This window comes from Collinsella sp. AF05-9, from assembly GCF_003465595.1.
Lineage (GTDB): Bacteria > Actinomycetota > Coriobacteriia > Coriobacteriales > Coriobacteriaceae > Collinsella.
Genome location: NZ_QSBB01000044.1, coordinates 1 through 12,010 on the forward strand (window position 1 = coordinate 1; position 12,010 = coordinate 12,010).

Annotated in this window: 8 protein-coding genes; 3 read left to right on the forward strand and 5 right to left on the reverse strand. The window is 60.9% G+C overall.

Translation table 11 applies throughout. The annotated features are described in order from the left end of the window. Positions 1–55 precede the first annotated feature (55 nt). Positions 56–484 (reverse strand): hydrogenase maturation nickel metallochaperone HypA, encoded by a 429-nt coding sequence (locus DWV43_RS09205; RefSeq protein ID WP_117583629.1) that lies wholly within the window; start codon positions 482–484, stop codon positions 56–58. A 195-nt stretch (positions 485–679) separates the two neighbouring features. Continuing rightward, entirely contained in the window at positions 680–3,457 is a 2,778-nt protein-coding gene (locus tag DWV43_RS09210) for an FAD-dependent oxidoreductase (protein WP_199569432.1), read from the reverse strand. A 189-nt stretch (positions 3,458–3,646) separates the two neighbouring features. On the opposite strand from DWV43_RS09210, the gene DWV43_RS09215 reads away from it, so the two are divergent. From DWV43_RS09215 to DWV43_RS09225, 3 genes are all read left to right on the forward strand, one after another. After that, positions 3,647–4,309, forward strand: coding sequence for a TetR/AcrR family transcriptional regulator (locus tag DWV43_RS09215; RefSeq protein ID WP_117634468.1), 663 nt, complete (start codon positions 3,647–3,649; stop codon positions 4,307–4,309). Positions 4,310–4,372: 63 nt separating this feature from the next. Beyond that, entirely contained in the window at positions 4,373–5,380 is a 1,008-nt protein-coding gene (locus DWV43_RS09220; RefSeq protein ID WP_117634470.1) for a DUF5692 family protein, read from the forward strand. 242 nt (positions 5,381–5,622) lie between these two features. Next, on the forward strand, positions 5,623–7,110 hold the full coding sequence (locus DWV43_RS09225; RefSeq protein WP_117818276.1) for a hypothetical protein: 1,488 nt from the start codon (positions 5,623–5,625) through the stop codon (positions 7,108–7,110). Between the two features lie 73 nt (positions 7,111–7,183). On the opposite strand, the gene DWV43_RS09230 is transcribed toward DWV43_RS09225, so the two are convergent. The 3 genes from DWV43_RS09230 to clpB all read right to left on the reverse strand — a co-directional run bounded on the left by DWV43_RS09230 (position 7,184) and on the right by clpB (position 11,701). Then, the gene (locus tag DWV43_RS09230; RefSeq protein WP_117637939.1) at positions 7,184–8,536 is read right to left on the reverse strand and encodes an ATP-binding protein; all 1,353 of its coding nucleotides are present in this window, start codon (positions 8,534–8,536) and stop codon (positions 7,184–7,186) included. 208 nt (positions 8,537–8,744) lie between these two features. After that, positions 8,745–8,939, reverse strand: a complete 195-nt coding sequence (locus tag DWV43_RS09235) for a hypothetical protein (protein ID WP_233502698.1) — start codon at positions 8,937–8,939, stop codon at positions 8,745–8,747. A gap of 134 nt (positions 8,940–9,073) precedes the next feature. Continuing rightward, complete coding sequence (gene clpB / locus DWV43_RS09240; RefSeq protein WP_117818278.1) at positions 9,074–11,701, reverse strand: ATP-dependent chaperone ClpB; 2,628 nt, start codon at positions 11,699–11,701, stop codon at positions 9,074–9,076. Positions 11,702–12,010 lie beyond the last annotated feature (309 nt).

Here is a 12,010-nt window from a genome sequence, read left to right on the forward strand (position 1 = left end):
CTACCGGGAGTAGCGTCGAAGGTTGACAAAACTATAGGAACACCCAACGACTAAGTTAGGCGATGTGGAGGGGGTTGGCGGCGTCGACGGCATCGGGGGCATCGGATAGGCCGTCGGGGGCAGCGTCTGTCGGGTCCTCGTCGGGGGTCTCGATCTGCTTGATCATGACCTCCTGGCCCTGCAGCAGATAGGTCTCGCCGCTACCGCAATGGGGGCAGGTCTTGCCGTGCTCGACCGTCGCGTAGTCGCAGCCGCACGCCTCGCAATGCGTCACGGCCTCGACAGGCTCCACAATAAGCTCCGCGCCCTGCGTGATAGGCTTTTTATCTGCCGCCCAGCGCCAAGCATCAAGCAGCAGATCGGGAACGACGCCCGAGACCTCGCCCAGGAGCAGCGTCACGCTCGAAACGCGACTCACGCCATTGGCGCGCGCCACATTCTCGACATCGCGAATGATGTGATAGACGATTCCGAGCTCGTGCACTTTTAATTCCTTCCGCCGTTCTACCGAACGGCGGTCGGCTTGACGCTGCGCGAGTCCCAGACGGGCGATCTGCCTTTCAATCGTCGGGCATGGGCAAAAGCCCTATGCCCTCCTCTTTCAAGGCACCTCGCCGCGCCTGGGACTCGCTCGCTGTCCAACCGCCCTCTGCGCCGTTCGCTTTCTTGTTAGGTTCTTTTATTTCTTCCCTAATTTAATCTTGATGGCGCGCTTGAGCGCGTATTTACCAAGGCTTGGGAGCTTTTGCTCGTATTTGACCATCGTGGAGCACTCGGGGCGGTCGCGATCCAGATGGATGGCGTCAAACGCGCACTTGGTGGTGCACAGGCCGCAGCCGATGCACTTGTTGGGGTCGACGATTGAGGCACCGCAGCCAAGGCAACGGGCGGTCTCGGCGCGCACCTGCTCTTCGGTAAAGGTCTCGACGTACTCGCTGAAGGGCGCGGCCTTCTCGCGCTCGTGGTCCACGTGGGCAACCTCACGGCTCGCGTTGTCATAGCTCTCGATCACGACATCGTCGCGGTCGAGCGCGGCGTAGCGGCGCTGGTTGCGGCCGATGGTGAGCGTGGAGCCCGGCTGCACAAAGCGATGGATGGACACGGCGGCCTCGTGACCGGCGGCGATGGCGTCGATAGCAAAGCTGGGACCGGTGTAGACGTCGCCGCCCACAAAGATGTCGGGCTCGGCGGTCTGGTACGTCTGCGGATCGGCAAGGGCACCCTGGCTGCGGCCGAGCTCCACCTTGGAGCCAGCCAGCAGGTCGCCCCACACAATGGACTGGCCAATCGACATGACGACACGGTCGGCATCGACACGGCGCAAGTCGTTCTCGTCATACTCGGGCGCAAAACGGCCCTCGTCGTCAAAGACACGCGTGCAGCGCTTAAAGGTGATACCGCACACACGACCGGCCTCGTCCAGGTGAATCTCCTTGGGGCCCCAGCCGCAGCTAATGTGCGCGCCGTCCTCAATGGCCTCGCGACGCTCCTCCTCGCTGGCAGGCATCTTGACCTCGCTCTCCAGGCAGAACATCTCAACGTGCTCGGAACCCAGACGGCAGGCGTTGCGCGCGACATCGATGGCCACGTTGCCGCCGCCCACCACGATGGTGCGCCCGGGCAGCGCGTCGATCTTGCCGCTGTTGACCTCGCGCAAAAAGTCGACGGCCACGGTCACGTCCTCGGCATCCTCGCCCGGAATACCGGCAAGGCGGCCACCCTGGCAGCCAATGGCCACGTAAAAGGCTTTAAAGCCCTGCGCGCGAAGCTCGTCGAGCGTCACATCGCGACCGACCTCCACGCCATAGCGGAACTCGGCGCCCATCAGGCGAATGACCTCGACCTCGGCCTCGATAACGTCCTTCTGCAGCTTAAAGCTGGGAATGCCGTAGGTGAGCATGCCGCCCGGGCGCTCGTTTTTCTCGAACACGACGGGCTTGTAGCCCTTCTCGGCCAGATAGAAGGCGCAGGACAGACCGGCCGGACCGGCGCCGATGATGGCGATCTTCTGGTCGAAGCCGCCGGCACGCGTCGGGGTCACCACAGGTGGGACATAGCGAGTCGCGGCATCCAGATCGCGCTGGGCGATAAACTTCTTGACCTCGTCGATGGCCACGGCCTCGTCCACGCGACCGCGGGTGCAGGCATCCTCACAGCGGCGGTTGCACACACGGCCGCAGATAGCGGGCAACGGGTTCTCGCGCTTGATGAGCGCCAACGCCTCGTCATAGCGGCCCTGCGCCGCGAGCTTCAAATAGCCCTGAACGGCAACGTGCGCGGGGCAGGCCGTCTTGCAGGGAGCGGTGCCGGACTCATGCGTCTCGATACGGTTGTCGTTGCGGTAGTTGGGCGACCACTTGGTGTGGTCCCACTTGGTGGCATCGGGCAGCTCCTGGCGCGGATACTCGGGCACCTGTCCGCCAGCCTTTTTGCTACAGAGCTTCTGGCCCAGTTTGGCGGCGCCGGCCGGACACACCTCAACGCAGCGACCGCAGGCCACGCACTTGTCCTTCTCGACCTTGGCGACGTAGGCCGAGCGCGACAGGTTGGGCGTGTTGAACAGCTGCGAAGTGCGCAGGGCGTAGCACACGTTGACGTTGCAGTTGCAGATGGCGAAGATTTTGTTCTCACCGTCGATGTTGGTGATCTGGTGCACAAAGCCGTTGTCCTCGGCCTGGCGCAGGATGTCGTAGACCTCCTCGCGCGTCACATAATGGCCGCGGTCGGTCTCGACCACGTAGTCGGCCATATCGCCCACGGCGATGCACCAATCGGCCGGGTCGTCGGCGCAGCCCTCTCCCATCACGCGACGGCTCGCGCGGCAGCTGCAGGTGCTAGCGGCATACTTACCTTCGTATTTGTCGAGCCAATGCTCGATATGCTCGATCGGCACCGAGGTGCTCGCGGCATCGATGGCCTTCTCGACCGGAATGACATGCATGCCGATGCCGGCACCGCCGGGCGGCACCATCGGCGTGGCCTTGGACAGCGGTCCCTTGGACGCCTGCTCAAAGAACTTGGCATAGACCGGATGCTCCTCGAGCTGGCTCACGCGCATGTTGAGGAACTCGGCGGAACCCGGCACCAGCATGGGCAGCACCCACTGCTTGGCGCGCTCGGGGTTTTCCCAGTTGTACTCGAGCAGACCCGTGTAGCTCATGTCGTCGAGCATTTTTTCGATATCGGCCTCGGGCATGCCGGTGAGCTTGACCATCTCGGGCAGCGTATAGGGACGGCGCATCTTCATCTTGCAGAGCACTTCGGCCTGCTCGTCGGTTGCGGCCTCGGCAAACGACCAGTACTCGTAGCCCAGCAGCTCGTCGCGGTGCAGCAGGCGGTTGGTGCAGTGCTCACACAGTTTGACGATGGCCTCGCGCGGATGCTCCGGTATCGGCGGCACGAACTCCGCGCCGATATCGGGCTCGGTATAGCTAATCCCCGGTCCGTTGAGAATCATAGTCGTCCCTTCTCTTGCCACAGCCCGGCGAGACCGCAGCGCCCCTCTTTTTTTGCAGGCCGGGCATGCCCCCATGCCTTTCACCCGCCATTGTTGACATTGTGTCAAAAATAGTATTGACGAACCGTCAACAATATTCAAGACTGTTAGGCGAACGGTCAGGCAAAAGAGGATGAAAGGCGGCAAAACATGGGCAACAACGCAGCAGATATCTCTGTGGTCGATGCCGTCCCCGCATCCGATAGCGCGGCAAAACGCCTGACGGGCGACGAGCGCCGTCGCGAGATCCTCGCCGCTGTGCGCGCCGTGAGCGCCGAGCTTGGTGTGTCCCATCTTTCGGTATCGGCCGTGACCAAGCGGGCTGGCTGCACGCGTTCGCTGTTCTACCACTACTTTGCCGATATGGATGCCGCCGTCACCGCCGTTATGGACGAGGCAATCGACGGCTTTATCGCCGAGCTCGAGCAGTGGAACGCCAGCCGCACGGTTGGCGACATCGAAGGCGCACTCGACACCGTTGCTCCGCTCTTTAAGCGCCTGGTCGTGAGCGGCCACGAGTTGCCGAGCACGCTCACCTCGAGCAGCGGCGCGCTCTACGGCGGCTTTTTGCACAACGTGGTCCAGCGCGTGGCGCAGTATATCTGCGATACCACCGTGGTGGATTTTGTCGCCCATCATGAGCTACGCATCGACCATGTCTACGAGACGTTCTACACCCTCATTATGGGGTTGTTGATGTATATCCGCACGCACCCCGATGTGCCCGACGAGACGGTCAAGGAAATCATCGCCTCGACACTCCACATCGAGGGCTATACCGCCAAGTATCCGGAGCGCAAGCCCCAGAACTGACGACATTTGGCCAAACTGCCCGCGATCAGAAGAGGGGCCGCGGGCGTGTGAAAGGAGAGCAGCATGCTGTTCGATGTTTGGGGTAGCGATACCCTTATCCACTGGGCCGGCTGGGCCATGGTCTTTATTGGCCTGATCGTGCTCAACGAGATCGGCCGCCGCACCAAGCTGGGCGCGGCAATCATCTTTGGCGTGGCTCCGCTGGCCATGACCATCTACTGCGTCGCTATCGCCATCGGCGTTTCGCAGGGCGCCGAGTGGGCGCTCACCAACCCCACCCATGTGTACCAGAACAGCTGGTTCCACTACGCCAAGGTCTACGCGGCGTTGGCCGGTTGCTGGGGCTTCATCGCCATTAAGTATCAGTGGGGCAAGATCGGCAAGGCGCACTGGTTCCGCGCGTGGCCGTTTGTGATCGTCGCCATCAACATCATGATCGCCGTCGTGTCCGACTTTGAGAGCGCCTATCACTTCTTTGTCCTGGGCCAGTCCACTTGGGTCACCTCCGAAGGTGCTACGCAGCTTGCCGGCTGGAACAACGTGTTCAACGGCATCGCCGGTATCATCAACATCTTCTGCATGACCGGTTGGTGGAGCGTCTACGCCTCCGAGGACAAGACCGACATGCTGTGGCCCGACATGACCTGGGTCTACATCATCGCCTACGATATCTGGAACTTCTGCTACACCTACAACTGCCTGCCCGCCCACTCCTGGTTCTGCGGCTTTGCGCTGCTGCTGGCGCCCACCGTCGCCGCCTTTATCTGGAACAAGGGCGGTTGGATCCAGAACCGCGCCTTTACGCTGGCCATTTGGTGCATGTTTGCCCAGGTGTTCCCGTACTTCCAGGAGGAGTCCATCTTTGTGACCCACTCCACGCTCGACCCCAGCGCCGCTACTGCGGTCTCGATCGCCGCACTGGTCGCCAACATCGCCGCGATCATCTACATCGCCTACCGCGCCAAGAAGCTCGGCCGCAATCCCTACAAGCAGGATGTCTTTGAGGGCACCAGCGATTGGGAGAAGGCTACCGCTCGCCGCGCCAAGGTGGATTACGCACACGCCGAGTAACGCGCTCGCTGCCGTCCGCATTTGGATGTAGGCGCGTCTCTTTGGCTCCGTAATCTCGCGTTATGCGCAGCCCCCGGAAAGCAATTCGTTTGCTTTCCGGGGGCTTTTTGCTGTCGCGCGTGCATTCATGCACATATTCACAATGTATCGCGCAGATAAAATCGAATTTCCGACTGCACGCCAGCTCTATGTGACCTTAATTTTGGGTACATTGTTGTCCCGATATTGAGCTTGGGGGATATATGGAAAATGAGACGAGGGGCCAAGAGGACGCGGCCCAAGATGCAGCGGCGTGCGCCGAGGCCTTGGAGAGCCTAGACCGGTTTTCGCTGGACGAAGTTGCGTTTGACGAGACAATCGCCGACATGCAGGACGCGGCGGGCGATGGCATACCGGATACGGGCGACGACGTCGAGGATGCTCGCGATGAAGCCGATGTCGAAAAAGGCGATGACGAGGGCAATGGCCAACCGGAACCCAACGCGGGAGATGAGACCTCCCTGCTTGGCGACTTGCCCGTCGACGAATCGCTCACCCGCGAGCTCCCCGGCTTGGGCTCTGCGCCAGTCGTCGACGAGACCATCGCCATGGGAGATATTCCCCTGCCGTCCGCTCCCTCGGCACACGAAGCCGAGGTTCGTCATCGTAAGATGTCGCCCAAGCGCCGCAATCTGATGGTCGCCGGTGTCGTGGCTGTCGCGCTCGTCGCCGGCGGCGCGGGCTATGCGGCTTGGAACGGATACCAGCAAGAGCAGGCCGCCGTAGTTGCCGCAAACGCCCATACCATGATGTCGGTGCAAATTGGCGTACATGCCGCGGGACTCGACTGCTCCACCGGCTCAAAGATCCCCGTGCAGGTGAGTGGCCAGGACTCCGACGGCTCTTCTGTGAGCGAAACGCTCTACGTTGACGAGCACGGCCGCGGCATCAAACTGCTGCCCGGCGATTACACGCTCTCCATCGCTGCCTCCCCCATCGCGGCCGACGGCACCATCTATACCGTCCCGACCACCAAGACGCAGGTCACCGTTAAGAGCGATGGACAGGATTTAAGTGCCCAGGCTGCCTTTAAACTCAAGGTGCCTTCGGCCGACACGGTAACCAACGACCAGATCGACGCCGCCGCCAAGTATGCCGAGGAAGGCGGCGCGAGCTCCGCCGCCACCGCCAAGGTGCTCCAGCAGGCGGCAACCGCGCGGCGCGACGCCGCCGTCAATGCCGTGAGCGCGCAAAAGGCACAGGCAGCCCGTGATGCCGACGCCCGTCACAAGGCAACCGACCTCTACCAGCTCGATATCCCCGTCGAATGGTACGGCAAGGTCGAGACTTGGCAAAATGGCAGCACGCTATGCATCTATCTTGCCGGCGACAGCGATACGCCGATTGTGACGCTCGTCGCGGTGCGCGAGGGCGAGAGCTTTACGCCCGATGAGGGCGATACGGTTTTGGGTGCGGCCAATCTAGGCAACGGTTATACCGTCTACGCCAGCGGCCCCGTCTATCCGTACGTGGTGCCCCAGACCATCAACGGGCGCACGCAGAACCCCGTGTCGACCTATCCCATGGACACAGCCATTGAGCTTGTCGAGCTTACGACCGGCAACCGCTACACCTACAGCCAGATCAAGAGCGTGCTGGTCGGCAAAGACGGCAAGGCCGACGCTGCCACCAAGCTCGAATGCGACTACATCGCCCAGATTCTGCTGCCGAGCATCAAGGCCCAGGACTAGCCGGGCGCATCATGGTACTCCCCAACCGTGATGAAGGGGCCAGGAGGTCCTGGCCCCACAGATCCGTAGATGATTAGGCAAGGAGCCACTTCCATGCGGGCACAGCGTGTACCACACCGTGTTCACATGGAATATCGGCCTGTTCATCCATAGTAACGATTACCGACTCACCAAGATCAAACTGGGCCATCGAGGCATCGAGGGCTGCAATTTCGCGTTCGCGCGTTTTCTCGCTTGCCATATCCACACTCACCTGAGTCAGGCTATAAGCCTGCATGAGAAGTGCATCCCCAGCCACAAAGTCAACCTCATGGCTTTTATTCTTCTCCTTGACCAGTAGGCGGCAGACCGAACCGACCCGCACCGCAGGAGTCCTTCTTCTGAGCGCATTGAACACCGCAGTCTCGAGCCTCTGGCCCTGGTCCAATGCCGATGCGGGAGAGAATGCTCCAAACATCGCAGGATCGACAGCGTAGACTTTAGACGCAGACCGCGTATTATTTGCAAGTGAACGCGTAAACTCCGGCACAGAAAACAGCAGGTAGGCGTCCTCGTAATACTCAAGTAAGTCGCTGAGCGAATTACGACTGACGGGTATCTGCCTGCTCTTGAACTCGTTGTACACCTTGTTCACCGACAGCTCTCGTCCCGAAGATGCCATACACCGCGTCAGAAACAGTGAGGCCAAACGAGGGCTCTTGACGTCGTAACGCTCCACAACGTCCATAGCGACCGTTCGCGACGCATATTCCTGTAGCAGCTGAATCGCGTCTGCGGGCGTCTGCTCAAGTGTCGCGATGAATCCCCCTCGCTCGAGATATCCGACCAGATGGTGTCGGAGCAACGCTGCAGCGCTTGAGGAGAAGGGCGCGTTCGACTCAGGAACGCTCCCCGTCTTATATCGGACGTATTCCGAAAAACTCAACGGAAAAAGCTCTCGCACAAGAGAACGGCCCCTGAACTCGCTCTTAAGTTCTGAGGACAGCATCTTAGAAGAAGATCCCGTCACGTAAACGGTCGCCTTCTCCGTATCGACCACGCGTCGCAGAAACGCACCCCATTCGGGTATTTCCTGGATCTCGTCAAAGAAAAGGTAGGCGCCCTCGCCTCGAGCAGCAGGATATAGTGCATAGAATGTATCGAGCACGTCCGCTAGTAGCGATGGCTCATACGGACGCAAGCGCTCATCCTCAAAATTGAAATATAGCATCCGGTCAAGCTCGACGCCTTGGCCCTGAAGCCGCCGCATCTCCTGATACAAGCGATACGTCTTTCCACAACGACGGGCGCCCACAATCACATATACGATGTTGTCGCGCTTTGGCTCCTGCGGGTTGCCCAGATCAAGGTCGCGCTCAAAGACCTGCGGAATCCCCTGTTGCTCAAAGTCCTTTATTTTTTGAGCCACCAAGTCGTTGAATGCCATAATTCTCCAATCTTGCTCTCCTGCTAATCAAGATTATAACGATTCTTGATTAGCAGGAGAGCAAGATTATGCGTATCTTGATTAATGGATAAGCAAGTTTTCTATTAGTGGCCCCTCCCGGAGGATATCGAGCGGCCGAGGGGGGCAGGCATGAACGCCTCTAGCCGAAAACAAAGTAGCTAAAAAAGCCCCGTCCCAAATGAGCTACTTAACGCCAGGGGTCGGCTTCGAAGAGGGGCTCGCGCTCGGGGCGACGATCGCTATAAGGATCGTAGCCGTCGTCATCCTCGTTCTCGGCACGGATGTAGGGGTCGCGCGGCTTGGGCACAGGCTTGGGTGCAGGCTTGGGTGCGGCCGGCGCGGCGTTGGCGACCGGCGCATTCGTCTTGTTCTTGTCTATCATCTGCATATCTCCTTGCCATGCAATCGTGTTCAACATTATCGATTGTCGCACGAAAAAGGGCGGCGGACCCAATTGGATCCGCCGCCCTTGGCGTTTAGAGACGGCTGGCAGATTTTAAGGCATGTCCCATAAATCTACTCGGCGTCGGGGACCTCGTAGGTAGCAGACGGCGTGTTGTCGCACACGACGGTAAAGCCGCCGTCCTTGTCGGCATCGACCGTCACCTGATCGCCCTCGCGCACCGTACCGTCGATGATGGCGGCGGCGATGGCGTCCACGACCTCGCGCTGGACCAGGCGCTTGAGCGGACGGGCACCGAACACGGGGTCCAGGCCACCCACGGCGAGCATCTGCTTGGCCGCCGGGGTGATGGCAAGCGTCATGCGCTCCTTGGCCAGACGCGCGCGGACGTCGGCAAGCTGGATGTCGACGATCTTCTCGATCTGCGACATGCCGAGCGGATGGAACACCACGATATCGTCGATACGGTTGAGGAACTCGGGGCGGAAGGTCTGAGCCATGGCGGCGTCGACCTGATGGCGCATCTCCTCCTCGTCCTTACCGGACAGATCGGCGATGGCCTTGGAGCCCACGTTAGACGTCATGATGATGATCGTGTTCTTGAAGGACACCTGGCGACCCTGGCCATCGGTCAGACGGCCGTCATCAAGCACCTGCAGCAGCACGTTAAAGACATCCGGATGAGCCTTCTCCATCTCGTCGAGCAAAATCACGGAGTACGGACGACGGCGCACGGCCTCGGTAAGCTGGCCGCCCTCGTCGTAACCCACGTATCCCGGAGGCGCACCGATCAGACGTTGGACGCTGAACTTCTCCATGTACTCGGACATGTCGATACGCACGAGCGCACGCTCGTCATCGAACAGGCACTCGGCAAGCGCCTTGGCGAGCTCGGTCTTGCCCACGCCGGTGGGGCCCAGGAAGAAGAAGCTGCCGATGGGCTTGTCCGGATCGGAGAGGCCCGCACGGCTGCGACGCACGGCCGCGGCGACAGCGGAGACCGCCTCGTCCTGGCCGATGACGCGCTTATGCAGCTCGCCCTCCAAGCCCTTCAGCTTGTCGAGCTCGCCCTGCATCATCTTGGAGACGGGCACGCCGGTCCAAGCGCTCACGACCTCAGCGATCTCATCGGAGGTCACCTGCTCGTTGAGGCCCTCGCCGTCCTGCTGCTTTTGCGCCTCGAGCGCAGCCTCGGAATCCTGAATCTGCTGCTGCAGGCCCGGAATCACGGAGTAGCGCAGCTCGGACGCACGGCCCAGGTCGCCGTTGCGCGTCGCACGCTCCTCTTCGCTCTTGGCCTCGTCGAGCTGTCCCTTGAGCTCCTGCACGTGGTCGATGGCGTTCTTCTGGTTGAGCCAGCCGGCCTTTTGCACGTTGAGCTTTTCTTGGACCTCGGCAATCTCTTGGCGCAGGGCCTCCAGACGCTCCTTGGAGGCGTCGTCGGTCTCCTTCATGAGCGCCTGCTCCTCGATCTGCAGCTGGGTGAGCTGACGCGTGGTGGCATCGATCTCGACCGGCATGCTGTCGAGCTCCATGCGCAGGCGGCTTGCCGCCTCATCAACCAGGTCGATGGCCTTATCGGGCAGGAAGCGGTCGGCGATGTAGCGATCGGAGAGGTCGGCGGCCGCCACGAGCGCGCTATCGGTGATATGCACGCCGTGGAAGATCTCGTACTTCTCCTTGAGGCCACGCAGGATCGAGATGGTGTCCTCGACGGTGGGCTCGGAGACCATCACGGTCTGGAAACGACGGGCGAGTGCCGCGTCCTTCTCGATGTACTTGCGATACTCGTCGAGCGTAGTCGCGCCGATTGCGTGCAAGTCGCCACGGGCAAGCGCCGGCTTCAGGATGTTGCCGGCGTCCATGGAGCCCTCGGTGGCACCCGCGCCCACGATGGTGTGGAGCTCATCGATGAACAGGATGACCTTGCCTTCGGACTTTTGGACTTCCTTGAGCACGGCCTTCAAGCGGTCCTCGAACTCGCCGCGGTACTTGGCGCCGGCGACCAGCGCGCTCATGTCGAGCTCGATGAGGTCGCGGTCGCGCAGGGTGCTCGGTACGTCGCCGGCCACGATTCGCTGAGCAATGCCCTCGACGATGGCCGTCTTGCCGACGCCCGGCTCGCCGATAAGCACGGGGTTGTTCTTGGTGCGGCGGGACAGAACCTGAATAGTACGACGGATCTCGTCGGTACGGCCGATGACCGGGTCGAGCTTGCCGGCGCGAGCCAGATCGCAGATGTTGCGACCGTACTGCTCCAACGCCTCAAACTGCGTCTTGTCCTCGGCAGACGTCACGCGGTCATCGCCGCGCAGTTCCTCGTAGACTTGCTCGATGCGCTCCTTGGTCACGCCGGCGCCACGCAGCACGCGACCCGCCTCACCCTTGTCCTCGGCAAGTGCCATCAGCAGATGCTCGGTCACCACAAAGCTGTCGCCCATCTTGGTGGCCTTTTTCTCGGCCTTCTCGATCACGCGAACGAGCTCGTTGGACAGGCCCATCTGCTGACCCTCGCCCGACACCTTGGGCGCATGGTCGATGGCATCTTGTGTGGAGCGTGCGAGCTGAGCCGGGTCGGCACCGATGCGCTCGATGATCACGGAGATATTGCGCTCGCCGGCACCGAGCAGGGCAGACAGCAGGTGGATCGGCTCCACCGCGCCGGCCTGTGCATCGGCAGCCGTGCTCATGGCGGTCTGCAGCGCCTCGCGCGACGTCATTGCTAGCTTATCGATTCTCATGGAATCACCTCTCTTGGGGCGGCCGCCCTACGGGGCGGCTTCACGTTGTTCGAGAAGTATTGTTGCCAGCTTTACGCGATCTTATACACAAATCTAAGTCTCTATATATAAGATTTTCTGAGTGAATTACGGATAGGGTACTGAGATGTCAGCCCGCCGCTGCCCAGGCGCGCTACCGTCTCGATCTGTAACATCTAGCAGCCATTTTTGATCCTAGATGTTACAGATCGAGACAGACCGAAAACCACCACAAAGAGGACAGTGAACTGCCTCCCATTTCTTGGACATCGGGAAATGGGAGGTTTTCCA

What these genes read in the sequence shown, in the direction of transcription:
- DWV43_RS09210 (WP_199569432.1), bottom strand. Translation starts at nt 3,457, where the DNA reads ATGATTCTCAACGGACCGGGGATTAGCTATACCGAGCCCGATATCGGC.
- DWV43_RS09215 (WP_117634468.1), top strand. Translation starts at nt 3,647, where the DNA reads ATGGGCAACAACGCAGCAGATATCTCTGTGGTCGATGCCGTCCCCGCA.
- DWV43_RS09220 (WP_117634470.1), top strand. Translation starts at nt 4,373, where the DNA reads ATGCTGTTCGATGTTTGGGGTAGCGATACCCTTATCCACTGGGCCGGC.
- DWV43_RS09225 (WP_117818276.1), top strand. Translation starts at nt 5,623, where the DNA reads ATGGAAAATGAGACGAGGGGCCAAGAGGACGCGGCCCAAGATGCAGCG.
- DWV43_RS09230 (WP_117637939.1), bottom strand. Translation starts at nt 8,536, where the DNA reads ATGGCATTCAACGACTTGGTGGCTCAAAAAATAAAGGACTTTGAGCAA.
- DWV43_RS09235 (WP_233502698.1), bottom strand. Translation starts at nt 8,939, where the DNA reads ATGATAGACAAGAACAAGACGAATGCGCCGGTCGCCAACGCCGCGCCG.
- clpB (WP_117818278.1), bottom strand. Translation starts at nt 11,701, where the DNA reads ATGAGAATCGATAAGCTAGCAATGACGTCGCGCGAGGCGCTGCAGACC.